The organism is Salinibacterium sp. ZJ70, assembly GCF_011751865.2.
Lineage (GTDB): Bacteria > Actinomycetota > Actinomycetes > Actinomycetales > Microbacteriaceae > Homoserinibacter.
The window spans coordinates 1,039,345-1,064,010 of the sequence record NZ_CP061770.1; the positions used below are offsets into that span (position 1 = coordinate 1,039,345).

At 67.1% G+C, this 24,666-nt stretch carries 16 protein-coding genes; 8 read left to right on the forward strand and 8 right to left on the reverse strand.

The window, feature by feature from the left end:
* Nucleotides 1-110 precede the first annotated feature (110 nt).
* The 5 genes from HCR12_RS04995 (at nt 111) to HCR12_RS05015 (ending at nt 6,811) form a co-directional block, all read left to right on the forward strand.
* Complete coding sequence (locus HCR12_RS04995) at nt 111-1,343, forward strand: sugar ABC transporter substrate-binding protein (protein ID WP_166869373.1); 1,233 nt, start codon at nt 111-113, stop codon at nt 1,341-1,343.
* 88 nt (nt 1,344-1,431) lie between these two features.
* Complete coding sequence (locus HCR12_RS05000) at nt 1,432-3,045, forward strand: ABC transporter permease subunit (protein WP_224763681.1); 1,614 nt, start codon at nt 1,432-1,434, stop codon at nt 3,043-3,045.
* Between the two features lies 1 nt (nt 3,046).
* Nucleotides 3,047-3,952: a sugar ABC transporter permease gene (locus HCR12_RS05005; RefSeq protein ID WP_166869371.1), complete on the forward strand. Its 906-nt coding sequence runs from the start codon at nt 3,047-3,049 to the stop codon at nt 3,950-3,952.
* Nucleotides 3,953-4,082: 130 nt separating this feature from the next.
* Nucleotides 4,083-6,038: a glycoside hydrolase family 13 protein gene (locus HCR12_RS05010; protein ID WP_166869369.1), complete on the forward strand. Its 1,956-nt coding sequence runs from the start codon at nt 4,083-4,085 to the stop codon at nt 6,036-6,038.
* Nucleotides 6,035-6,811, forward strand: coding sequence for a hypothetical protein (locus HCR12_RS05015; RefSeq protein ID WP_166869366.1), 777 nt, complete (start codon nt 6,035-6,037; stop codon nt 6,809-6,811). The genes HCR12_RS05010 and HCR12_RS05015 overlap by 4 nt, the downstream gene beginning before the upstream one ends.
* 71 nt (nt 6,812-6,882) lie before the next feature.
* Here HCR12_RS05015 and HCR12_RS05020 read toward each other — a convergent pair whose 3' ends face one another.
* Nucleotides 6,883-8,277, reverse strand: a complete 1,395-nt coding sequence (locus HCR12_RS05020; RefSeq protein ID WP_166869364.1) for an HNH endonuclease signature motif containing protein — start codon at nt 8,275-8,277, stop codon at nt 6,883-6,885.
* A gap of 174 nt (nt 8,278-8,451) precedes the next feature.
* Between HCR12_RS05020 and mmuM the strand changes: the two genes are divergently transcribed.
* On the forward strand, nt 8,452-9,369 hold the full coding sequence (gene mmuM, locus HCR12_RS05025; protein WP_166869362.1) for a homocysteine S-methyltransferase: 918 nt from the start codon (nt 8,452-8,454) through the stop codon (nt 9,367-9,369).
* Between the two features lie 38 nt (nt 9,370-9,407).
* Entirely contained in the window at nt 9,408-9,692 is a 285-nt protein-coding gene (locus HCR12_RS05030; protein ID WP_166869360.1) for a hypothetical protein, read from the forward strand.
* Nucleotides 9,693-9,770: 78 nt separating this feature from the next.
* Here the strand turns inward: HCR12_RS05030 and HCR12_RS05035 are convergent, their stop codons facing one another.
* Together HCR12_RS05035 and HCR12_RS05040 are read right to left on the reverse strand one after the other, a co-directional pair.
* Nucleotides 9,771-10,724 carry a hypothetical protein gene (locus HCR12_RS05035; RefSeq protein ID WP_166869357.1) on the reverse strand — a complete coding sequence of 318 codons (954 nt, stop codon included), beginning with the start codon at nt 10,722-10,724 and terminating at the stop codon, nt 9,771-9,773.
* A gap of 65 nt (nt 10,725-10,789) precedes the next feature.
* Complete coding sequence (locus tag HCR12_RS05040) at nt 10,790-11,578, reverse strand: alpha/beta fold hydrolase (RefSeq protein ID WP_166869355.1); 789 nt, start codon at nt 11,576-11,578, stop codon at nt 10,790-10,792.
* 162 nt (nt 11,579-11,740) lie between these two features.
* Between HCR12_RS05040 and HCR12_RS05045 the strand changes: the two genes are divergently transcribed.
* A complete protein-coding gene (locus HCR12_RS05045; protein WP_166869353.1) occupies nt 11,741-12,010 on the forward strand; it encodes a hypothetical protein in 270 nt (89 codons plus the stop codon).
* Between the two features lie 89 nt (nt 12,011-12,099).
* On the opposite strand, the gene HCR12_RS05050 is transcribed toward HCR12_RS05045, so the two are convergent.
* From HCR12_RS05050 to HCR12_RS05070, 5 genes are all read right to left on the reverse strand, one after another.
* Nucleotides 12,100-13,173 carry a DNA cytosine methyltransferase gene (locus HCR12_RS05050; protein WP_191412359.1) on the reverse strand — a complete coding sequence of 358 codons (1,074 nt, stop codon included), beginning with the start codon at nt 13,171-13,173 and terminating at the stop codon, nt 12,100-12,102.
* Between the two features lie 89 nt (nt 13,174-13,262).
* Entirely contained in the window at nt 13,263-14,975 is a 1,713-nt protein-coding gene (gene drmB / locus HCR12_RS05055; protein WP_224763682.1) for a DrmB family protein, read from the reverse strand.
* Nucleotides 14,962-18,177, reverse strand: coding sequence for a helicase C-terminal domain-containing protein (locus HCR12_RS05060; protein WP_166869349.1), 3,216 nt, complete (start codon nt 18,175-18,177; stop codon nt 14,962-14,964). Before HCR12_RS05060 ends, drmB begins: the two co-directional genes overlap by 14 nt.
* Complete coding sequence (locus tag HCR12_RS05065) at nt 18,174-19,964, reverse strand: UvrD-helicase domain-containing protein (protein WP_166869347.1); 1,791 nt, start codon at nt 19,962-19,964, stop codon at nt 18,174-18,176. Before HCR12_RS05065 ends, HCR12_RS05060 begins: the two co-directional genes overlap by 4 nt.
* Nucleotides 19,961-24,583: a sacsin N-terminal ATP-binding-like domain-containing protein gene (locus HCR12_RS05070; RefSeq protein WP_166869345.1), complete on the reverse strand. Its 4,623-nt coding sequence runs from the start codon at nt 24,581-24,583 to the stop codon at nt 19,961-19,963. The genes HCR12_RS05065 and HCR12_RS05070 overlap by 4 nt, the downstream gene beginning before the upstream one ends.
* Between the last annotated feature and the right edge of the window lie 83 nt (nt 24,584-24,666).

Genomic DNA, 24,666 nt, shown 5'->3' on the forward strand with positions numbered 1-24,666 from the left:
ATAGGCGTGAGGTACATCTGGAAGCGCTTGCACATCGCAGGCGCCACGGTCGACGAAGTCCGCATCCGGTCTTGTCGACGTCGGCGATCACAGACCAGAGAGGCGCACCAATGAAGGTGTACAAGAAGGGCTTCATCGGAATCGGAGCGTTCGTCGCCGCCGGATCCCTGCTCGTGGGCTGCTCCGCCAGCGACAACGGCGGAAACAGCGGAAACGAGGCCGTCGGCGAGATCACGGTCTGGGTGGACGCGGACCGCGCCGCCGTTCTCAAGGACGCAGCAGCCGACTTCGAGTCGGACACGGGCGTCAAGGTCACCCTCGTGCAGAAGGACTTCGGCGAGGTGCGCGACCAGTTCGTGCAGCAGGTTCCCGAGGGCGAGGGCCCCGACATCGCCGTCGGTGCCCACGACTGGCTCGGCACGCTCGTCACCAACGGCGTCGTCGCGCCCATCGCGCTCGGCGACGCGGCCGACGACTTCCAGAAGGTCGCGATCGACGCCTGGAGCTACGACGGCAACATCTACGGCGTGCCGTACTCGATCGAGAACATCGCGCTCCTGCGCAACACGGCGCTCGCCCCCGAGGCCCCCGCGACCTACGACGCGATGATCGCCGCCGGTCAGGCCGCCGGAACCGAGTACCCGTTCCTCGTCGGACTCGACCCGAACGCGTCGGACCCGTACCACCTCTACCCGTTCCAGACCTCGTTCGGCGCCCCCGTCTTCGGTATCAACGAGGACGGCAGCTACAACCCCTCCGACCTGCAGATCGGCAACGCGGGCGGCGACGCCTTCGCGACCTGGCTCGCAGCTCAGGGTGCCGCCGGCGTGCTCAACACGAACATCTCGGGCGACCTCGCACGTGAGAACTTCGTGGCCGGCAAGTCGCCGTTCTTCCTCACCGGTCCGTGGAACGTTCCCGCAGCTGTCGACGCCGGGCTCGACATCGCCGTCGACGCGATCCCGAGCGCCGGAGGCCAGGACGCGCAGCCGTTCGCCGGCGTGCAGGGCTTCTTCCTCTCGGCGAAGAGCGAGAACGTCGTCGCCGCGACCAACTTCCTCATCAACTACATCGGCTCGGCCGAGGTGCAGACCGCGCTCTACGAGATCGGCGGCCGTGCCCCCGCGCTCACCGAGTCGTTCGAGGCCGCTGTCGCATCCGACCCGATCGTCGGAGCCTTCGGCGAGGTCGGCGCGAACGCCGTGCCGATGCCGTCGGTGCCCGCGATGGGCAAGGTGTGGGAGTTCTGGGGCGTGACCGAGGTCGCGATCATCAACGGCCAGGGCGACCCCGCGCAGCTCTGGCAGAAGATGGCCGCCGACATCCAGGCAGCCATCGGCTGATCCAGCCGGCACCGCGAGTCGGGCGTGATGCTCCACTCGCGGTGCCTCCGCCTGCCACGCTGTCACTGCCGAGGACGAAGAGGAACCCATGACGCAGCTGAAACTGCGGCAGATGCCGCTCGAGGAGCGCACGGACAGCCCCGGGCGCACCGCCGCGCGGATGGTCGCCGCCGCATCCGGGGGATGGAAGGTTGCCCTCGTCAAGATCCTCGCCCTTGCGATCGTCGATGCGATCGCGCTCTACGCAGTGCTCGTGCTCGCGAGCGTGGGTGACTGGGTGGTCGTCGGCGTCATCGTCATCGTCACGGCGGCCGTCAACGTCATCTACTTCCGCCGCGGCCGGCTCCCGGCCAAGTACCTCGCGCCGGGCCTCATCTTCCTCGCGATCTTCCAGATCTTCGTGGTGCTGTACTCGGGCTACGTCGCCTTCACCAACTACGGCACCGGCCACAACTCCACCAAGGAAGACGCCATCCAGGCGCTCATCCTGCAGAGCCAGCAGCGTGTCGAGGATTCGCCTGGCTACCCCGTGACGGTTCTCGAGAACTTCGGCGAGATCGGCCTGCTGCTCACCACCCCCGAAGGCGATGCCCTGCTCGGCCGGGACGGCGAAGTCGCCGAAGAGGTCGACGCGCGCATCGAAGGCGGTCGCGCCGTCGCGCTCGACGGCTGGAACAGCCTCGACTTTGCGGGCGTCGTCGCCAACCAGAACCGCGTCACCCAGATGACCGTGCTGCTCTCCGAGGGCGGCGAAGACGGATCCCTCCGCACCCAGGACGGCAACACCGCCTACCTCTACACCTCGCGGTTCATCTACGAACCCGACCGCGATGTCATGGTCGACACGGCATCCGGTGAGACGTTCAGCGACGTCGGAACGGGTGCGTTCACCTCCGAGGCGGGAGAGGAGCTCATGCCCGGGTGGAAGGTCGACGTCGGCTTCGCCAACTTCGAGCGCGCCTTCGGCGAGCCCACCATCCGCGAGCCGCTTCTCGCCGTGACGGTGTGGACGTTCGCGTTCGCCCTCATCTCGGTGGCGTCGACGTTCCTGCTCGGCCTCGTGCTCGCGCTCGTCTTCAACGACCCCCGGATGCGCAGCCGCTCCTACTACCGCGTGGTCATGATCCTCCCGTACGCGTTCCCCGGGTTCCTCTCGGCGCTCGTGTGGAGCGGCCTCCTGAACCAGGAGTTCGGGTTCATCAACGTCGTGTTCCTCGGGGGCGCGGAAGTGCCCTGGCTCACCAACGAATGGCTCGCGAAGTTCAGCATCCTGTTCGTGAACCTGTGGCTCGGCTTCCCGTACATGTTCCTCGTGACGACGGGCGCGCTGCAGTCGATCCCCGGGGAGCTCACGGAGGCCGCGCAGATGGACGGCGCGACGCCGTTCCAGGCGTTCCGCCTCATCAAGATGCCGCTGCTGCTCGTGTCGGTCGCGCCGCTGCTGATCTCGTCGTTCGCATTCAACTTCAACAACTTCAACCTGATCTACATGCTCACCAGGGGTGGCCCGCGCGACATCACGGCCGACGTCAACGTGGGTGCCACCGACATCCTGATCTCGATGGTCTACAAGGTCGCCTTCGTCGGATCCGATCGCGACTACGGTCTCGCGAGCGCGTTCGCGATCATCATCTTCGTCATCGTCGGCACGATCTCGGTGATCGCGTTCCGTCGCACCAAGACGCTCGAGGAGCTGAACTGACATGAGCCCCATCACCCAGACTCGGGCGAACTCGGTCATCGTCGACCAGAAGCGCGACTTCCGCACCTACTTCCGGCAGACCGGATGGCGGCACCTCGTCGGCATCGTCGTCGTGATCTACTGCGCGTTCCCGCTGCTCTACATCCTCTCGGCGTCGCTCAACCCGGGCGGCACACTCGTCACCGCCAACACGCTCTTCGGCACCGTCGACATCGGCAGCTACATCGAGCTCTTCAACCGCCCGCAGCAGCCGTACGCGGCGTGGTTCGCCAACACGCTCATCATCGGGCTCACCTCGGCCGCCGGCACCGTGCTTCTCGGAGCGCTGGCCGCGTACGCGTTCTCGCGCATGCGATTCACGGGGCGCCGGGTGGGACTCATCACCCTGCTGCTCGTGCAGATGTTCCCGCAGCTGCTCGCGATGGTCGCGATCTTCCTGCTCATGTCGGCGATCGGCGACATCTTCCCGGCGATCGGCCTCAACACCCAGATCGGCCTCATCATGGTCTACCTGGGTGGCGCGCTGGGTGTGAACACGTACCTCATGTACGGGTTCTTCAACACCGTGCCGAAGGAGATCGACGAGGCAGCGAAGATCGACGGCGCCGGCCACGCCCGCATCTTCTTCACGATCATCCTGCGGCTCGTCTCGCCCATCCTCGCTGTCGTCGCGCTGCTGAGCTTCCTCGGAACGATGAGCGAATTCGTGATCGCCTCCGTGATCCTCGTGTCGCCCGAGAACCAGACTCTCGCGGTGGGGCTCTACCAGTTCATCTCGCAGGAGACCTCGCGCAACTGGAGCGTCTTCGCGGCGGGCGCGGTGCTCGCAGCCATCATCCCCGTGGCGCTGTTCCTGGCGCTGCAGCGCTTCATCGTGGGCGGTCTGACCGCCGGATCGGTGAAGTGACGCGCGCCGGCACCGACGCGCGCGGTTCCCACAACTGAATAACAACCTGAGGGCTCTGTCATGGCGACCGCCGTGCATCCACGTCTCCTGACTGTGGCGGCATGTGCCGCCGTGACCGAGAGGACAGAGCATGACGCTCCACCCTGCATCCGCATCCGCATCCGCATCCGCATCCGCATCCAGCCCATCCGCCGGCCTGCCGCACCACGACGGCTCACCCCTCTACGTCGACGATCTCGCGCCCGCACTCGGCGACATCGTGGGCGTGCGCCTGCGGGTACCGCACGGCTACGGCCCCCTCGAGCTCGTGACCGTGCGTGCCGACATCGACCATGAGCCGGCCTGGTTCGATGCCACCCTCATCGGGTCCACCGAGGGCTGGGACTGGTGGCAGGCCCAGCTGCGCGTCGGCAATCCGGTGCAGCGCTACCGCTGGGTGCTGCGACACATGGACGGCACCTTCGAATGGCTCAACCAGGCGGGCATCAGCCGCATCGAGACGCTCGACGCGCAGGACTTCGCCCTCGTGACCTCCGCTGCACCGCCATCGTGGATGACCGCCGGCGTGATGTACCAGATCTTCCCCGACCGCTTCGCGCGTTCGGACGCTGCGGATGGCCGCGAGCTGCCCGACTGGGCCATCCCGGCATCCTGGGATGAGCCCCTCGACCCCGTGATGCCGGGACGCGTGCAGCAGTTCTACGGGGGAGACCTCGACGGCATCACCGAGCACCTCGATCACCTCGAATCGCTGGGTGTCGACGTGCTGTACCTGACACCGGTGTTCCCGGCGGCGTCGAGCCATCGCTACGACGCGTCGAGCTTCACCGAGATCGACGAGCTGCTCGGCGGAGACGCGGCCTACATTCGCCTGATCGAGGCGGCGCATGCGCGCGGCATGAAGGTGATCGGCGACCTCACCAGCAACCACTCGGGCGACCGTCACGAGCGGTTCCAAGCGGCGCACCGGCATCCGGAGGCGCCCGAGTCGAGCTTCTACTACTTCCTGGATGAGAAGAACGAGGAGTATGTGGGCTGGCTCGGCACGCCCACGCTGCCGAAGTTCGACTGGGCGTCTGAGGAGCTGCGTCGACGGTTCATCGACGGGCCGGATTCGGTGGTGGGCCGGTGGCTGCTGCCGCCGTACAGCATCGACGGATGGCGCATCGATGTGGCGAATATGACGGGTCGCATGGGCGACATCGATCTCAACGCCGAAGTGCGGCAGACGATCCGCCGCACGATGGATGCGATCGACCCCGAGCTGCTGCTCGTCGCCGAGATCACGAACGACGCCTCCGGCGACCTGCAGGGGGATGCCTGGCACGGTGCCATGACCTACCCGGGCTTCACGCGGCCGCTCTGGTGCTGGCTGGGTGAGGTGGACGGCGAGCCGCGTCTCACCGCGGAGGGCGACACCACAACCGAGCCATGGTTCTTCGGCCAGCCCATCACCCAGTTTCCGCGCTACACGGCGCGCGACTTCGCCGACGCGGTGGTGCGGTTCAGCGGTTCGATCCCGTGGCGCGTGCGGCTCGGCAACATGCAGCCGCTCGACACGCACGACACGGGCCGCTTCGCTTCGCACGCGAAGCCCGGCACCATCCCGGTGGCGGTCGGCCTCTCGATGACGCTCCCCGGCATCCCCGTGGTGTTCGCGGGCGACGAGTTCGCGGCGCTCGGCGTGGATGGCGAAGCGAGCCGCACGCCGATCCCGTGGGACCGCGCGGATGAGCCGGAGGTGGCGGAGCGGATGGCGCTGTATCGCGCGCTCGTGGGGCTGCGGCGGGCGCACCCCGCCGCGCTGGGCGACGGGGGACTGCGGTGGGTGCACGTCGACGACGAGACTGTGATGTTCGTGCGCGAGAGCGCCGAGGAGTCGGTGCTGGTCGTGGCGTCGTCGGGCGCTGCCGTCGATGTGACGGTGCTGGCGGTGCTCGTGCCGGGGGCTTCTCGGGCGAGCCGCGCGTTCGGGGAGCTCACGCTCGCCGTGTCGGGGGACGCGGTGCGGGTGGCCGGTGATGGGCCGACATTCGGCGCGTGGGTGCTTCCGGGTGTGGCTGTGCCCGCGGGCGGCGCCGCGTGACCGGCCGGTTCGAGGCGCTCAGCCGAGGTCTCGCCGACGCGGTCTCCGCGCATCCGCAGCTCACAGGGCTCGTGCTGCTGGGGTCGTCGTCGGAGGTCGCGGCGGCGCGGCGTGACGAGTGGAGCGACCACGACTTCTTCGCGATCATCGAGCCCGGATCCGGTGCCGCGCTGCGCCCCGATCTCTCGTGGCTGCCCGAGCAGGAGCGCATCGTGCTGACGGCACGCGAGGGCGAGTTGGGGTTCGCGGCGCTCTACGACGACGGCCACCTGGCCGAATTCGCGTTCGCCGAGCTGGGCGAGCTCGCAGCGGCAGGCGTGGGCGAGGCGACGGTCGCCGTCGATGACGCTGAGGGCGCTCTGGCGGCGTTCGTGGCGTCGGCGCAGCAGCGGAACGCGGCGGCACCGCTGCCGGACCCCGCCAACGACGTGCGCCTCGTATTGCTGAAGCTGCTCATCGGGGTGGGCCGCGCTCGCCGTGGCGAGGTGCTCACGGCGGGGGAGTTCGTGCGCACCTGGGCGGTGCAGCACCTCGTGCGCGCCATCCGCGGGCGAGCAGGCTGGACGGCGGGTGTGCGCGACGGGCTCGACCCGGTGCGCCGCTTCGAGCAGGAGTTCCCTGCAGAGGGGGCGCGCATCGCAGTCGCTGTCGCGCAGCCCGTGGAGGAGGCTGCGCGGGAGCTGATGGCCCTCACGCGGGAGCTGCTGGAGCCTGGGTGGTCCGAGTTTCCGACGGACGCTGCGGAGGTGGTTGCCGCGCGGCTCGGGTGGTGAGGGGGCGCCCGCGCTCGGGTGGCGCGCCCGTATGGCGCGCTCGGCGGCCCCCTCGTCGGGCGTGGTGCTGTTCAGGCGGCGAGCGGTATGCGCCCGGCGGGGCGCGGCGTCTGCCTCGGGTCGAGCCAGGGCGGCGGCACGAGGTAGGGCGTGCCGCGGTCTCTGCGCAGCGTCCACCCGTCGTGGTCGAATCGCCGATGGTGGTGCGCGCACATGAGTGCCCCGTTGTCGAGGTCGGTGCCGCCGCCGAACATCCACGCGGTCACGTGCGCCACCTCGCACCAGCCCGGGGGGATGTGGCATCCGGGCCAGATGCATCCGCCGTCGCGGAGGGCGAGTGCTCTGCGCTGCGCTGCGCTGTAGAGGCGGGCGCTGCGGCCCAGATCGAGGATTTCGGAGTCGGTGCCCAGCACTGCGGGGATCAGCTCGGCGTCGGCGGAGAGTCGGCGGGCGGTGCCTGCGCTGATCGGTTCGTCGACGCCGGAGATCGTGGCGGTGCCGACGCCCGATCGCAGGGCGTCGAGCGAGACGGTTACGAGCATCGTGACGCTGGTTCCGGCGAGGGTTCCGTGGTCGCGGGAGAGGGAGTCCCGGCAGAGGGCGACGAGCGCGTCGACTCTCTTCTGTGCGAGGGGTCGGAGGTCGATGTCGTCGTTTGTGGCGAAGGTGATGCCCGCCTCGGCGTCGGACGTCGGGGTGCTGTCGGGGCCTGCGTGTTCGTGATGGAACGCGACCTGCCGGCGTGGAGCGGTGTGTGCGTCGAGGGCTGTGCGCACGAAACCGGCCGCTTCGGGATGCAGGTCCGCGGTGAGGCGGGTGAGGCCGTTGGGGAGTTCGCGGAGCGCGACTCGTGATCGCTCGCGCAGCATGTCTTCTCGGGGTTCTGCCCCGTCTGGGTTGAACCGGTCGGGGAGGGTGCGCACGACCTGTGCGAGCTCGCGGGTGGTGAGCGAAGGGGCTCGCTCGATGAGGGTCGTCTCGAGGCTGTCCCGCATCTCGGCGTCAGCGTACGAGGCGATGCCGTCGATGCCGCGAATGATGATCGCCGCGGAGCGAGCCGTGATGGTTGCCGAGCGGATCGCCTCGGCGATCGGTTCGTGCACGCAGGGGAGCAGCTCACCGTGCAGAGTGGTGCGCGGAGTGATCGCGTCGCCGACGCAATCCCAGTCCCGGATCGCCGCGTCGTCTATGCGCAGCAGGTCGCGCAGCAACTCGGTGGCGAATCGACCACCCACATCGCCGCCGAGCGCGTCGCGACGGAAGTCGGCGTCCGTGCGCACCCGCCGCGTGAGCTCGCCCGAGAGCACAGCCCCGAGAGCATCGACGACGCGCGACAGCTCGCCCAGTATCCGCAGTGATTCGAGGAAGTCGGCGGTGCCCAGGTCGGTGAGATCGGCGAAGTGTGCGCCCGCGAGCGACTCGATCAAGGCGCCGGCCTTGTCGGTGACTTCACGAGAGAGTGACATGAACACGCCTTCGGTTTCTGGGTATGCCCAGTCTAGCGAGATTCGAACAGATTTACTAGAGATGACAGAAAGAGGTCGTCCGGATTCGAACAGGTGTTCGAGCGCGGGGTAGGGGTGTGATGCGCGCACGCATCTGCACTCCTCCCGTCGCCGCGCGCGCCGTACCCTGTTGCGGTGACCTCCAACGCCCCGGCGTCCTTCGTCGACGCCCTCGCATCCGGTCGCCTCGTGCTCGACGGCGGCCTCGGCACGCTGCTCGAGCAGCGGGGCAGCGATGTGAGCGGTGAGCTCTGGTCGGCGCGCGTGCTGCTCGACCACCCCAAGCAGGTGCAGGCCGCGCACGAGGCGTTCTTCCGCGCCGGCGCGCGCGTGGCGATCTCGGGCTCGTACCAGGTGGGCTACGACAATCTCGGGGCCGCGGGGTTCTCCCGTGCGGAGGTCGACGCTCTTCTCGTGCAGAGCGTGCGCGTCGCGCAGGCGGCGCGTGCCGCATCCGGGTTCGACGACACGGCGTGGGTGGCGGCATCCGTCGGCCCGTATGGGGCGACCCGCGCCGACGGCTCCGAGTACACGGGCGAGTACGGATTGAGTGAGGATGAGCTTCGCGACTGGCATCGCCCGCGTCTCGCGGTGCTTGCCGCTTCGGGGGCGGATGCGCTCGCCGCCGAGACGATCCCGTCGCTCGCCGAGGTGGCGGCGCTCGTCGCCGAGCTCGAGTCTCTCGCCGGTGCTCCGCCGGCGTGGATCTCGGTGACGATCGACGGTGACCGTCTGCGCTCAGGGGAGTCGCTGTCGGAGGCGTTCGCGCTCGCTGCGGCCTCGGATGCTGTCGCCGCGATCGGCGTGAACTGCTGCGATCCGCGTGACGTTCTGGGGGCCGTGCAGATCGCCCGTTACGTGACCGACAAGCCGTTCATCGCCTACCCCAACTCGGGCGAGCAGTGGGACGCGAAGAACCGCCGCTGGATGGGCCGCTCCGGCGTGCCCGTGCCGATGGTTCGCTCCTGGGCGGATGCCGGCGCCGCCGTCGTGGGCGGCTGCTGCCGCGTCGATGCGGACGCGGTGGCGGCGATCGGGGTGGCGCTCGGGTAGCCCTGGCGCGCTGCCTGTGTCGCGACCAGAATGACGGGATGACAGCCCTCGATGTGGCGGCACTCGCCCTGAACGTGCAGGTTCCGCCTGAGCTGCAGTGGACGGACGAGCGCCGCGGTGAGCAGTTCGTGCTGCAGTCGATCACTGTGCGTCTGCTTCCTGACGGCACGCTCGCGGCGAAGGCCTACGGCCGCCCGGCTGCGGGTGGTCGGGGAGGGTATGTGTCGTTCGCCGTGCCTGACCGGCCGGAGCTGCGCGAACTCATCGAAGCAGCCGCGACGCGCGCTGCCGACCTGTGGTCAGTGCACCGCGGCTGGGTGTAGCCGACGGATCTGGCCTTCTCTCGCGCCACGAGAGTCCCGCTGCGTCCGGGGTGCCGAAGGGTTCGACCCCTGCAGGGATCACCCGTTGCAGAGGTCGAGGTCGTCGCGGAGCGCCTCGCCCTCGACGATGAGCCGGAAATCGTTCTGATGGAACAGAACGTCGACCGCGATCAGCTCCATTCGGTCCGAGTACTGCACTTGTGTGCTGGTGTCGTCGGTGAAGAACAGATTGCGGTAATCGACGCACATCATCACCATGAGGTGGTGCTCGGAGATGATCGCCTCCTCCGGTGCCAGCGCGTGCTCGATCGTGCTACCTTCGGTCAGTCGCATGTTCCCCGAGCGCAGGCTGAGATAGCTGGGGATGGACCACTCATAGAACCGGGTTGTCGTGAATGAGGTCAGGTGCTCGGTTTCATAGCCGCCTGACGCATACATGGCGAGCAGCGCATCGAGGTAGTCGTCGTAGGCGGCGACGGCGGCATCCTTCGCGGCCGTCTCGGAGGCGAATAGGGGTCGCGCACCGCACGCTTCCTCGCGGGGGAGCTGGTTCCGCTCGGTCACGATGACCGTCTCGTGCACGTCGAAGACCACCCCGAGCGACACCCACATGGGCGAGCCGGGCAACATGATCGATACGCCCGACGAATCCAGCAGGTCGTGCTCAACCCTGTTCTCGCACACGCGTGCGGTGATCGTCTTCGCATCGAAGTCCACGACCTCGAGTTCGAACGTCGTGCGCCCCACAGCGCGGATGCCATCGGCGTCCAGGCCTCGGCGGCTGTCCTCCGCGACTTGACTCAACGTCGCTGTAGTCGTTGCGCGGAGGGCCGAGATATCGGGGACCTCGTCGAGGTGAAGTGCGTCATATGCCTGGATGAACGCGTCGTAGGAGTCGCGGGCGGCGCGTTCCGCGTCCTCATGGGTTGAGATGGTCGCGGTGCTGGCCAGCGGAAGAGACGGTGCGCAGCTCGTCAAGGCGAGACCGGTGATGAGAGCGGGAATCAGGATCGGGCGGGGGAGTCGGCGCATCCCGACACGGTAGGCGGCGGATCCATCGGGGGGAGGAACGGATTCGCAGGTGGGGATGAGTGGCGCTATCGCGCGCTGGTGAGGAGTGCTTGGGTCATCGCATCCGGGTTGTCGAGCGACGGCACGTGGCCCGCATCCGGGATGCGGACGACCTCGATGTCTTCGGCCTTCGCCCACGCGGGCATCGCGCGGCGGATGTTCCCGGTCTTGTCGTGCGCGCCCATGATGAGCGTGAGCGGCACGGGGGTGCGGTAGTCGGGGTCGGGCGCCACGAGCGACACCGCCGCGCCCCACACCTCCAGGAAGCGCGGCTTCGGCATCTGGGCGAACATCCGCTCGAGCTCGTCGATCGCTGCGGGATGCGTACTGCACGCTCGAGCCATCATCCGGGGGAGACGCCGCGCGGGGATGGCGCGCAACATGGGAACCGAGATATCGAGGCCGAACTGCTCGAACTCGGAAAGCGGGCCGGTGTTCCAGGTGCAGTCGACGGCGACGAAGTGGCCGACGAGATCCGGCCATTCGCTCACCGCCGACTGCGCGAGGTTGCCGCCGAGCGAGTGGCCGACGAGCACGGGTGAGTCGAGCTGCAGCTGCTCGAGCAGCTCGATGAGGTCGTCGATCGCGTCGTCGGCGGTGAATGTCGTCTCGAGCGTCGACTCGCCGTGCCCGCGGAGGTCGAGGTTGATGACGCGGTGGCCCGCCTCATTGAGCGCGCGCGCCTGCGGCGCCCACATCTCGCGGGTCAGCCCTGCCCCGTGCACCAGCACGAATGCGCGCTCCTCACCCGGCAGGTCATCGAACGCGAGGGTCGCGGCGGGGCGGGGGAGCGTGCGGGGGGTCATGTCGTCCATGGAAGCAGAGAAACAGTCCGGATCGCAGTACAGTCACATGGGCAATAGCCCGGCACAGTCGAGGGGGAATGTGGTGGAGGATCGCGTCAAAGTGTGCCTGATGTGGTCGACGAGGCCGCCGCGATCGTTCCTGTCGGACATGTTGGAGCGTGAGGCTTCCGAATGGCACGTGGAGACCCGTTCGTGCACATCACCGGCGCGAACCCTGTATACCTCATTCGCCGGTACGAGATGTGCTGCCTGCAACGAGAGTTCGAGCATCGCCGGTTCACGCTGTTCGAAGTTGATTTCAACGCCCTCGGTCCTTGGTCGCTCACGGTCCGAGGACCGGATGTGACGATCGGCTGGGATGACATCTACAACGAGGACCGATCTGAAGAGAAGCCTGGTCGACGATTCGATCGACGTCGTTGTGCACGCGGAAACAGATGAGGCGGCCCTCCGGCTCCTGCCTCTTGCCGCAGCCGCCGTCACTAATGTGGATCACTCGATCTACGAGTTGGGGCCGGCTGATTCAGCCGTCACATCTGAGTGACGAGAAGCCTTCCGATCGCGGCTCCGAGGGGAACGGGTACGGCGTTGCCGATCTGCCGCGCGATAGCCGTACGAGACCCTACGAAACGGTGGGTGTCTGTGAACCCCTGCAACAGCGCGGCTTCGTAGTGAGTGATTGCCCGGTCGGCGGTGGGATGGATGTACCGGCCCTTCTCGGGTTTGAAGAATTCCGTACGAATCGTCACCGACGGCTTGTCGAGATGAAGGCGCCCCATCACATCTCCTGATCCGGAGCGGTGCTTGCGCCAGCATGGGGCAAGGAGCTCGTCGGGTAGATCGAAGCGGTTGCCTCCGGCAGGGATCGCTCGGAACCGATCAAGCGAGAGCTGGGTGTAGTCACGCCCGATGTGGAGGTCACGCGGGGCAAGCGGACCAGGCGTGGCCCGTCTGTTGACGACCACGCTCCGGGAACCGAACGCCTCGTCGCGGTCGGGTTGGATGGGGACACCTCGCAGTGCTTCGGCGACAGTAATGTGCCGTCCCGCGTGCGTCTCCTCGGGGAAGCCCGGTGCGGGCAGGTCGCGGTGGTGACCGATGAGAACGGCGCGCTTCCGTGCCTGCGGCGCGCCGAAATCGGCGGCGTTCAAGATCCGGAAGTCGAAGGCGTAGTCCTCCAGGAGTCCGCCCGGACTCGTTGCTTCCTTGAAATCGAGGAACTGCCGCGACTTCGCGAATGCGGCGACGTTCTCGACCACGAAGTACTTCGGGCGTGCGCGGGTCACCGTGTGCGCGTACTGCTCCCACAGCGAATTGCGCTCGTCCTCTTCGTTCTGCTTCCCCAGAGTCGAGAAGCCCTGGCATGGGGGACCGCCCACAATCAGGTCGACAGCGGGGACGTCCTCGGTCTCGAGCCAACGCTCGATCGGTCCCGCAAAGCTAATGCCGCGCCCGAAGGTCGCGTCGTACGAAGCCGCAGCAGCGGCATCCATCTCGACCGCCCGCACCGTGCGGTAGCGAGGCGAGGCCGCGTGCAGTCCCGCACTCAGCCCGCCCGCTCCCGCGAAGAGATCGAGGACGGTAATCGGGGGTCGGTCAGGCACGATTCCAGCCTAGCCGGCGCGAGTCGCATCCTCGTGCACCATGCGCGGGGCTCATCAGGTGATGGTCGCTGAAGTCATCGGGGCAACCGTCACGCGAGGAGCGCATCGGCGAGCCCGCCTCCCTCCTCGAGGTCCCCGATCAGCAGTGCCCGGTCGAGATAGATGTTCTTCGACTCGCAGCTCGTCTCGGGCAGAAGCATGCACGCGTGGCACGCGGCCAGGTTGAGCCCGTCGCTTCCTGAAGGCACGGATTCAGAGCACACCGGATCATTCGAGCACCACGCCGCTCTGGCGAGGGCGCCCTCGATTGCTCGGGCGAGTGGCTCCGGCGACGACAGCGCGGCCAGTCCTCCAAGGCTTCCTGCGGCGTCGGAGGAGGCCGTGTAGACGAGGAACCCCGCCTGGCCCTCTTCTGCGTAGACGCGCTCGCGAAGCGCTCCGGTTGGGTATCCGGCGTCGAGGCTGAGCTCCTTCAACACGGCATGCGCGAGGGTGTGCAGGGCGAGGAATCGCGCTGTCGGTGCAGGCATCGCGTCGATTCCCGCTTCGCGGGCCCGGAGCTCGAGCGAATCGGCGAGCAGGCCGCGGCGGTGGGAGGCGAGGCCGGTCGACTCCCACTGATGGACGACCCGCTCGTCGAGACGAATGAAGATGCCTTCGCCGAGCACCTCTGTGGCGGGGAGCCAGTCGGTAAGGCGAGAGCTCAGCTTCGCCATACGCGGCGTCGCTGTGGCCGTGGCAGATGCGGTCACGCGCGTGAAACCGTGTAGGGCGCGCACCTCGCGCAGGCGGTCGACTGCGGAGACCTGGGCGACAACGCCTGAAAGCCGAGGCGACACCTCGACCTCCCGGCAGGTAAACGTGTCGTCCCCCCGCGTGACGCTTCCATCGCGCAGGGCGAAGTACTCGTCGTTCCGGAGGTCGACTTCGGTCGGAGGTTCTGCATCGTCGAACGTGTGGCGGCGGCGGATGAGGTCAGCAACTCCTTCAATGCTTACTCCCGGTTCGGAAGCGGCGAATGCGGGCAGGGCGACCTCGAGCGATTCTTCCGGGAACTGCTTGAGGACGGTCCAGTACTTGTTCACGAACCGCGCATCCGGACTCGACCACGGAGGAATTGAGATTGCCGATCGCACAGCGCCGAACCACACGTTCGAGGAACCGCGCTGAAGCACGCGGAGAGGCTTGGTGCACTGGTCGGGCTGTGCATCGGGGAGCCACGGCCGCTTGCCTCCGCAGCTCTTGATCTGCCGCAGCGCGCTGTAGCTGAACGAGCCATCTAGGTCGTAGGACTTCACTCCGCATGTGCAAGAGATCACGATGTCGGCGAGCGACGACGAGGCGCCTCGGGTGGTGAGCTTCAGCTGGTGCCTCCCTCCCGGGGCACCCTCAGCGCCGCGGTGGACCCAGTTGAAGTAGGGGAAGTCTTCGATGTGGCCGTCTTCGCAGCACGCGACGAAGCGCGACGGGGTGATGTCGCGATCGCAGTCGTTGCACTTCATCTTCCTCGGGTCGAACTTCCAGAACGGATCGAGCCGGCGGCACTCGGGGCAGTAGTGGTACTCCGGGAACCGGACGACCGGTACGTCTCCGATCTTTCGGCCGCTCGACGGGCTTCGGAAGGTGCGGACGCCGAGCGAGCGCGCGAGGCGGGGCTCCTCGATCTCGGGCGAGAACCTCTCGTCCCAGGAGTCGATGCCGCAGATCATTAGACTCTGGTCGCCTGCGGGAAACAGCGATCCTACGCCGTACGTGGTGACGAGTTGGGACTGTCTGGCTTTGGGACGGTCACTGGGCGCCATCGGGTGCCTCTTCCTTTCGACGACCGAGGGTGAGGATGCGGAGTGTGCTCTCGCGATCCACGTTCCGAAGGCTCGTGAGCGTGGGCCACGGAGTGCGCTGGGGCGGGAAGCTCGCGATGAGCGGCTCGCCGTTGTCCACCAGCTCGCTGCCCGCTGGCACCATCAGCGACCTGATGTCCTCGTTGTTCGGGTGCCAAAGGCCGTACCGCGAGAGCCCTTCTGCTGCCGCTGCTTCCCACTGGTGAGATAGCTCTTCGGCAGCTCGTTTGAGCTCCGACTCGATCTCGGCTCGGGGTTCGGCGCCCGTCATGTGCAGACGTTTGACGAGGATCTGCGTCAGGCCCTTGAGCGCGCCGTCGACGGCGGGAACGTTGACGGCCGTATCGGGCGCAGCACCCGGCACGGTGTGCCGCGCGAGAATCGTGAGAACGCCGTGGAGCCCGCGATCGAGTGCCCTGGGGGCGAATGGAGTCGCTCCCGTCGCCTCCACCTGCCGGTAGAGCGCACGGTGGTATGTCGTGAACGCTTCGAAATGCGAGAGATCTCTTGAACGCGAGGCGTTGTAGAGCGTGACGACCAGACCAGGGTGCCTGCGTCCCACGCGGCTTGTGGCCTGGATGTACTCGGATGTCGTCTGAGGCTGTCCCATCACCGCCATTAGGCCCAGTCGGTCGACGTCGACGCCGACCGAGATCATGTTGGTGGCGAGCACGGTGTCGGCGGCGAGCGGATCCGGATACGAGAGCGAGACCGCGTCGAGCTCGACGGGGATCTCGCTCGACTTCACCCGCGATGTGAGCTCGCGAGGCGCCTCGGTGGCGCGCGGCGGCCGACCATGGCGCGTGGCGACGACGCCAATGCGGTCGCGGACGTCGTCGATCGACTGGATGTACGCCGCCCCGAGCACGCGGAGGCTGTTGAAGTAGCCGAGGAGGGTCCAGTAGGCGTCCTTCACCTCGTCTGGCGCGTCGAGTTCTGCCCCGGCCTGCAGCAGCGCGGCGTAAGTACGGACGAGGAGCGTGGCATGACTCGTGCTCGGGGCCATCACGCCGACGTACTGTCGTGTGCCCTTCCTGTCGCGCGGCGCCTCCACGGCGAAGAAGGAGTCGCTCGCGTCGAGACCTGGCGGGGGGAACTGCATCGATTCGCGCGCGAAGACGGCAGCAACCTGATCTCGCGCGCGACGGATCGTGGCGGTCGAGGCGACGAGCTTCGGACGGTGACCCTCCAAAGAGGTTGCGAGATGGTCCACCGCGGTCTCGTACAGTCCCACGAGCGTGCCGAGCGGCCCGCTGATCAGGTGGAGCTCGTCCTGGATGATCAAGTCCGGCGCGAGCGCTCCCCCTGTTCCAAAGAATCGGCCGCTCTGCTCGTTCCAAGCGAGCATTGCGAACTTGTCGACGGTTCCGATGATGAGGGACGGGCGGTAGGCGTAAACATCCGAGTCGATGAGGTGAACAGGGAGTCCGCCCGAGAATCGGCATGATGAGGACGGGCAACGGACGATCAACCGGCTGCGGTCGGTTTCGGTGTCGTACTGATTCTCGTCAAGGCTGCTGCCACACCACGGACACTTCAGCAGCTGGACCGGGTCGCCCAGGTCTCCGACGTCCTCGCCGCGGCGGCGCTTGTTCAACGCCCGGCGAGCGTTCTCGACACTGTTCGGTGTCGCGCTCTGCCCGACCCAGAGCCCTATCGAGTAGGGCGCGGCGTTGGACAGCTCGGGACGTGTGGTCCGAAGGTCCTCGAGCGCACAGATCAGTCCTGCGGCGCGCTCGAACTGCTGCAGCGTTAGCAGCCGGAGCGTGTAGCGCATGATGACGCCGACGCCAGCGCCATCTTCGCCGGGCCCAAGCCTGCGGATACGGCGAAGCGTGAGCGAGAAGGCGATCAACCCCAGATAGGCCTCTGTCTTGCCGCCACCGGTGGGGAACCAGAGGAGGTCGGCGAGGTCGCGCTCGGGGCTGGACGGGTCGCTCAATCCTTCGAGGTTGAAAAGGACGAACGCGATCTGGAACGGGCGCCACTCAGCTCGAACGTCGTTCGACGGCGCGGTGGCGCCGCTGCGGATCATCTCCTGGCGTCGGCGCTGCTGCTGCATCGCCGCATTCATGAGCCGGAAGGCGAGTGCGGCGTCCTCGTCGGACTCGAGCAGTGTGATTCCGCGCCGGATGCGCTTCGCTGCCTGCTCCGCGAGGTCGAGGTGCTGATTCGCAGTTTCCGCAATTGGGCCAGCGAGCTCCTGCGCAGCGCGACGGCGCTGGGAGCCGATCCACGACTCGTAGCGGCCAGCGAGGTCGCTGAGCGCACGCATGCCTCGTCCTTCAGCGAACTCGCCCATGTCGAGCGCGGAGACGCCTTCGACCTCCGCATCCGCGAGGGGCAGCTCGTGCGACGGGAAGAACGTCGTCTCGACGTGCGTGACCCTGGGGCTCTCGTCCCATGTCACGGCGACACCGTGCCCGACGGCCAGGTGGCGCTCTTGCCGGTAGAGAAGTTCTCCGCTGCGCTCGTCCTCGTCGAAGTGATCGAGTCGCTGCCGCGGACGGCGGTCGACGAACATTCCGTCGATGGTCTTCGCTGAGATCGTCGGACGGAACCAACAGAGATGGTCTGCGCGCCCCTTCTCCGTTCGCTCTTGCGTGTTCACCAGCACGACGGTGATGCTGACGACTTCGTCCACGGCGTCGCGGATCACCCAACGCAAGAGAAGCCCGGGTGCGACTTCGCGCTCGTCGACGCCCGGGCGCACCTGCACCTCAATGGGCTCGGGGCGGACTGAATCCGCTGCCCATGAACCATGCCTGCCGCCGCCACGGGTGGCAACGTCGTCGTCACCGGGCTGCATCGGCTGCTGCTCGGCCGGTGCGTATCGTGTTGCTCCGACCGAGATTGAGACGCGCTGCGTGCCCGAAGAGACCCCAAAGGTCATTCCGACTGAGGACGGGTACCGGAGGTGCGCGAACGAGACCCCCGGGTCGGAGTCGCCTTCGATCGACGGGGATTCGTCTTCCGGAACCTCGTCGGCGAAAACGGGGGCCGCGTCCTCGCTCGATACTGAGCGGGGGTGCAGGATGCCGACGATGTAGCGGTCGAGCGGTGCCTCCTCGATGGTCGCGTCGGCCTCGGTGCCGTGCAGATCGGCGATAAGGGCGTCAACCATGGCGGTGCGCGCCTGGTACCAGGGATCCAACCGGGTCATGATGCAGCCTTCCAGTCGATGTGAAGAAATCCTGAGATCCTGGGCGCCAGCCAGAGGCCCCAAGGCGCGGCGATGGAGTCGTTTCGCTCCGGGATCGTGATCGGCGGGTGCCCCACGGCGCCGCGGAGCGACGGCCACACCGGCCGTGCCCGATCATCGGTCTTGAAGCGTTGGCGAGCGATCGCGGCTCCGAAAGCTTCGGAAGTGACCGCGACCTCGATGCCGCCGAGACGGATGGAGTACACGGGGAGGTCGAGCGTCGAGCGGCGAGGGTTCATGACGAGGTCGAGATCCACCGAACCCGAGGTTGAGGTGAGGAGTGCGTCCTGTGCTCGTAGGCCATCCTCGCCCTGCAGCTCGAACGGTGCGACGTCCGACGGCATGAGCTCGATGGCAGTTACTCCGCCTTTGAACCCCTTGCGCACCCAGCGGGTGCCGCCGGTCGGGGAAACTGTCGAGGTCAGCCCGGCATCGGACGGTCCCGTAGCCCGCACGATCCTGCCCGCAGCTCTCGTCAGCGCGACGAACTGCACCCGCGCGGCTTCGGTTGCGGCCGAGGCGTCTTCTTCGTCTGCGAATCGCTCAGGGAAATCCACGAGCACGACGTTGTCGAACTCGAGCCCCTTCGCACGATGGATCGTCGAGACGACCATTCCCGCCGTCTGCTGTCCAGTGAGGGCGGGCACGAGCGAGCGCCGGATCGCCAGGCGCGCAGCGAGGTGCGTGAGGTCCAACTCGGAGCTTCGGGCGTCGGTGACGGCCCGGAGTGCCCGCCACATGTCGGCGCTGGGATGCATAGGACCGGAACCGGAGACAGCCTCCTCGAACTCCGAGCGGCTGATCCCGCGTCGAGGATGCCGCCCGAGCGCCTGCGCGATCCACCCCGCATAGGGGATGTCCCGCGGACTCCGCCGGAGCTCGACGGGATAGCCGGATGCGCCCAACTGCTGAGCGATCAGCAGCGCCTGTCCGTTCGTTGAGGTCAAGAATGCTGTTGTGCCCTTCCACCGAGCCGCGGCTGTCGCCGTCTCCGAGATGTCGCCAGCGACGACGAGCGACGCGCGGAACTTCGCGATTTCGCTCCTCTCATCCGCGGTCAGGGCAGAGGAACGAAGACTGATCGCGGCGAAGGTCTCGCGAGTACGTGCGCGGTACTGCCCGGTAAGGACCCGCTGCTCGGCTCCGTGCTCGGAGTAGGCATGATGCAGGAGCTCGACCGCAGTGGTCTTCGACGCAGGTGAAGGGGAGCCGTCCCGATCGCGGATCTGGAAGTCGTAGATCCCTTGGGCGAGATCACCGAGAAGGGTGAACCCCGCCTTTGGGTCGAGTCGTTCGAGGAGCGCGTCCAGCAGGTCGGCGCGCACACCGACGATGTCCTGCACCTCGTCAACCACGAGGTGTAATAGGTCCTCGAGTCGCGGCCAATCGTCTTCACTCAACAGCCGTCGAGCTTCGACGACGCGCTGGTCGAACGACATTCCGGAGAAGTCGTCCGATCCCAGATCACGGATGATGTCCGCCGCGAGCGAGTCCAGGGTCTGGATCGTCGCCGGGGGCAGCGACTTCGCGCGGAGCCGGCGGTCGACGGCGTCGACGGCGGCGTTCGAGAAGCTGATCACGAGGAGCTCGCTCTCGATCGCGAGACCTTCGTCCTCAACCAGGTGCTCGAGGAGCGCCGAGACGGTCTCCGTCTTCCCCGCGCCCGGCCCCGCGGTCACGACCTGCCGCGTTCCGTATCCGATCTCCACGACTGCGCGCTGGCTGTCGTCGAGCTCAGTGACCGTCACACGCGCCTCCAGAGGTGCTCGAACTGGTTGAACGCGAGGAGGTCACCGAACTGGTCAAAGTTGTCCTTGACATTGACGATCAGTACCCGATCCGAGCCTCCGTTCTTGGGGCCGCGGAGACCTCGCCCCACCATCTGCTGGTAGACGTTCGGACTGAACGTCGGGCGGGCGAGATAGACCGCACGGACGTTGGGGGCATCGAAACCCTGGATCAGCACGCCGAAGTTCGTGAGCACGCGGATGCGCCCGGCCTTGAATTCGTCGATGTAGTGGCGCCGTGCCGCGGGCTCGGTGTCCGAGGAGATGGAGACAGCGGGCACGCCGCGCTGTGTCAGGAGTCCTGCGAGCACTCGAGAGTTCTCGACCGAGGGGCAGAACACGAGCATCGTCCAGGACGGATCCTGCGAGCAGATCGAGTTCACCAGCCGCTGTGTGCGATCGAGGTCGGAACCGATGCGCTCCGAGACGGCCGCGGGGAGAAGGCGACTGCGCTCGATCGCGGTGACGTCCTCGACGGACAGGTGCACGTCGACGCCGTCGAGCAGCATCTGGTCCACGTGTGCCAGCACTCCCATCTCCTGCAGTTCGCCGTATGGGTCGTCATCGTTGCGGAACGACCCACGGTCGAGCCGGTTGTGGTCGTAGCGGAGCGCGAGGCGCTTCGTCTCCTCTTCGGAGGTCCCTCGGAACGGTGTTGCTGTCAGTCCCATGAGCGGTTTGCGCTCCGCGGTGTTGCGACCACGGGTTCCGCGCCCAAGCCACTCGAGCACCTGCGTGTATTCGCTGGCGATGGACTGGTGCGCCTCATCGATCACGACGACGCTCGGATTGCGCAGCCACTCGTACTGCTCGGCTGATCGTCGCGTGATCGCGAGCAGCTTGGCGTCGGTGGCGATGATGAGCTGGAAGGTATCGGGCTCCTCATCGACCTCGTTCGAGGCCCAGAGGCGGCCGAGACTCATCGGAGTACCCGAACCGATCGCGCGCCAGACGTAAGTCCAGGTCTCTGCCGCCTGTTCGCAGAGCTCGTCGCTCTGGGCGATCCAGATCAGTGGCCGGTCGAGCGGAATGTCTCCAGCCTTCACCCCTTCGATGAGGGCCTGAACCGTAACGCGGGTCTTGCCCGCTCCGGTCGGCAGTGAGACCATGCCGCGGTCCTTACCGACCCCCTTGAGCAGCGCGGCGATCCGCAGCGTTACCTGCTCCTGGTAGTCGTGCAGCGGTTTGAGATCGACGGGACCGTCGATGTGTTCGATCGCCGGGCGTCGCGCCTCCGGGAACCCGGCCCACTCGACGGGGAAGCCGAGCGATCGGACCCAGGCGCGGGTGCGCTGACGTCCTGTGAACTCGCGCGGCGGTTCTAGTCCGCGCTCCTCGAGCGCGGGACGCAGCTGCTTGAGGATCGACACTCCGTGCACGGCACGCGCGAGTGCGGCGATATCGCTGTCGGTGATGCCCTCGGGGCGAGCCTCCAGCGCCTTGACCGCTTGCGCGGGCACGATGCGGCGGAGAGCGTCGATGCCGACCGCGGAGACCAGTCGCTCGTCATCGTTTTGCGCGTGCGCGAGCTGGACGCGGAGCTCGTTCGCCTTCGATTTGGACATTTGGTCGAGGACCGACGAGATGTCGCTGTCGGACAGACCGAGTCCGGTGAGCTGCGAGACCTGTTGCAGCAGCGCGCGCTGGTCGTCGTGCGCAGTCGCATAGAGCGTGGAGCCCTCGCGGTAGAAGTTGATGCGCTTTGCGACCTGCCCTCGTGCCGTGGCGATCATCTTCTCGAGCGTGTCTACCGGCTGGAGCATCAGGTCCTGATCCTCGAGCTCCAGGTGAAGCTTGAGCGGCGGGAAGACGTCTGTGAGATACGACGGCTCGCCCGATGCCTTGATGACGATCTCCTCTTGCAGGAGGTCGCTTCCCTTCCGCATACCCCAGTGTTCGATAAATCGATCGGCGTCCTCGGGGAGTGCCACGAGGGCGGCGGGGATCTGGGCCTCGAGCATCGATTCATACACGCCGCGATCCGATGTCACGCCGACGTTCTCCAGCTCGACCTGCTGCGTCGATCGACCGACGCGAACCATGACGGTTTCGGGTGTGTAGCGGGTCGGGAGCCAGGTGTAGAACTCGATGCGGCGGCTGTCCGCCTCGTCCGAACTGATCCAGCGGTCGGCGACTTCCTTGGCCTGCTTCCAGTCGTTTGCGCTCAGGTCGTCGGGGTCCTCGCGCAACTCAAGCATCTCTGCGAGCGCGCCTCCGACTTCGATCGCGGGGAGGATGCGCGGATCGATGTCTTCGCTTGCGCGCAGGGGCCGGGTGATCGGCATCACGCCGAACTCGGTGCGGACCAGTCCGTGGCGCTTGACGAACCACGCTTCCGGTCCCATCACGTGGTGGCGGCCGTACTGGCGATTGGTGGCGTGCTCGACGGTCCATTTGGAAGCGAACCCCTGAGCGATGAGATGCTCCGTGACGGCGATCCGGGCGTCTTCGCTCATCCGCAGCACCGGGTCGAGGGGCCATGGCGGGCGCGGGCCCGAGATCACGAGCTTGGAGCGCTCCGGCTTCATCGTGCTTTGCGCGCGGATAAAGGCATCCGCGACCGAGTCCTCGTAGGAGTCGAGCCACGCCTCCTTGGGGGCATCGTGGCGGACGGTCGGGGCGTCGACCGCGCCGATTGCACGCAGGAGCTCGGCGTCCTCACGATGGAACGCCGGATCGATCAGGAACGCGCGATCGCGACTTCCGTCGGGAGGCACGATCGCGCCCGCGAGGAAGGAGTTGGCGGTGTCGGACCATCCGCCGTCTCCTGTACGTACGCGGATTCGCGTCTCGAAGTCATCCCCGAGGTCCTCTCGGAGGATCGTGAGTGCGTGGTCCAGCGGGATGTCGCGCAGGACGTTCCAGATCTGTGCCCACAGCCGCCCCGTCTCGGACGCGACGCGGGAGTCCGTTACTCGCTTGAGCAGGGCGTGCAGCTCACCGGTGCGGTCCATGATGACAACGCCGAGCTCTGCCAGCGCGTCCTTGACGCCCGGCAGCTCAGCGAGCTCGGCGTTCACGTAGGCGACGTCGTCACGCGCTTCTCCCGGAATGCGCACGAACACCTGCCCGCGGCTCGGGGCGCTGAGTTCGCCGTTCTCGAGCAAGACGATCCGTGCACTCGCGAGCCCCTGATCGATGCGTCGGCGCTGGGTCGTATCCGCGACGTTTCGAAGCGACGAGGAGAGGCGCGCTGCGAAGGCGATGGCCGCAGCCGATGTCTCCACAGTCGGTTCAGGAACCAGAGCTTCGAGCCACGACTGCACGGAGTCGGCTCCCTTGCCCGGCCGGAGCCGCTCGACGCGATTCCTCCGCTCGGCGCTCCGGTAGGCGTCAGCGTGAACCCAGTCGGCGATTGGTGCGCCAGGAACTTCTGCCCAGGCGGCAAGCATCGCTTCGTCCATGTCGCCCAGCCACTTGAGCTCGGACGGCACGCGGAGCCGTCCGGTCCCGTCCGCGAGCGACGGGAGGCGACGCAGGTGATCGAACATGGGCTCGTTGAGAACCTCGTCGCCCCAGCTGCGGATCTCTTTGCCGCGCGCAGGCATCGCATCCAGTGCGAGAACGCCCTCGCCCCGCTCGGAGAGACGCTGGATCGCCTGCCCGAAGAGCGCCGGGACCCGCTTCAGCAGCTCCTCGTTGAACCGGGACTCGAGGACGTGGATGCGATCCTCGGTGAGCTTCCAGGCCGCGTTAATGAGGCCCGACAGCGAGGTCTGCTCCTTGGTGGGGAAATAGGCCCAGAAGGTGCCGAGGTCGTTCTTCGGCGGGAGCTTGAGCGCGTACGAGACTGTCAGCCGCTTGCGTGCAGCGAGGCGGCCGGCTTCGTCCAGCGCCTTCGCGGACGGCTCGTGCTCGACCGATGCGATGGTCCAACGGCTCACGTTCCGTCCGGATCGGATGACCACGGTGCCGTCCGCTTCGATGGAGCGCTCGATCTCGCGCTCTGCCGGGCGCCCGGGGCGGTCCTTCCTGGCCTCCGGGTCGGATTCCGCGAGGTTGCGAATAGCAACGCGCTTGATGTGCGGCGAGAACAGGACAAACTCGTCAGGGAAGGCGTACAGCCGCTTGGAGAGTGAGTAATGCCCTTTCTGGTTGAGCGGGGCCACGATCACGGTGCTCGCCCAGGGCATGAGCGAAGCAAGAATCGGATCCCGCTGCGCCTCGACGTTGGGGTCGACGGTCTTCGCGAGGCGCATGGTCGGGTAGATCGGGAACTCGTAGCCCTCGTCGAGGAGCGTCGCTTTCGACCATTCAGCGTCGAAGGCGAGACCGACCGTGCGGCTCAGGATCATGGGTCGTGAGCTGATGGCCAGGATCGACTTGAATCCGATGCCGAACTTGCCGATCGAGTCGTCGTCCTTGTTCGAGATGTGGCTCGCCATGACGGCTTCCACACCCGCGCGGGTGAAGGGCTTGCCGTCGTTCGCGACGTAGAGTGCGTCGCGCGTCAGGACGATTTCGATGCGGCTACCGCCTTCACGCGCAGCGTCGACGGCATTCTGCGCGAGCTCCTCGATCTGCCGGTGCTCGTAGCCGCCGCCAGCGATCTGCTGCTCGATCCCGGCGTCTTGGTGCACGCGACTCGGCTGCTCCGCGTAAACACGAAGGCACGCGTCGGTTTGCTCCCAAACGACGTCGGCCAGCTCTTTGTGGTGGTCCC

Coding starts and splice junctions, on each gene's coding strand:
- HCR12_RS04995 (WP_166869373.1), top strand. CDS start 111: ATGAAGGTGTACAAGAAGGGCTTCATCGGAATCGGAGCGTTCGTCGCC.
- HCR12_RS05000 (WP_224763681.1), top strand. CDS start 1,432: ATGACGCAGCTGAAACTGCGGCAGATGCCGCTCGAGGAGCGCACGGAC.
- HCR12_RS05005 (WP_166869371.1), top strand. CDS start 3,047: ATGAGCCCCATCACCCAGACTCGGGCGAACTCGGTCATCGTCGACCAG.
- HCR12_RS05010 (WP_166869369.1), top strand. CDS start 4,083: ATGACGCTCCACCCTGCATCCGCATCCGCATCCGCATCCGCATCCGCA.
- HCR12_RS05020 (WP_166869364.1), bottom strand. CDS start 8,277: ATGTCACTCTCTCGTGAAGTCACCGACAAGGCCGGCGCCTTGATCGAG.
- HCR12_RS05030 (WP_166869360.1), top strand. CDS start 9,408: ATGACAGCCCTCGATGTGGCGGCACTCGCCCTGAACGTGCAGGTTCCG.
- HCR12_RS05035 (WP_166869357.1), bottom strand. CDS start 10,724: ATGCGCCGACTCCCCCGCCCGATCCTGATTCCCGCTCTCATCACCGGT.
- HCR12_RS05040 (WP_166869355.1), bottom strand. CDS start 11,578: ATGGACGACATGACCCCCCGCACGCTCCCCCGCCCCGCCGCGACCCTC.
- HCR12_RS05045 (WP_166869353.1), top strand. CDS start 11,741: ATGGCACGTGGAGACCCGTTCGTGCACATCACCGGCGCGAACCCTGTA.
- drmB (WP_224763682.1), bottom strand. CDS start 14,975: ATGGCGCCCAGTGACCGTCCCAAAGCCAGACAGTCCCAACTCGTCACC.
- HCR12_RS05060 (WP_166869349.1), bottom strand. CDS start 18,177: ATGACCCGGTTGGATCCCTGGTACCAGGCGCGCACCGCCATGGTTGAC.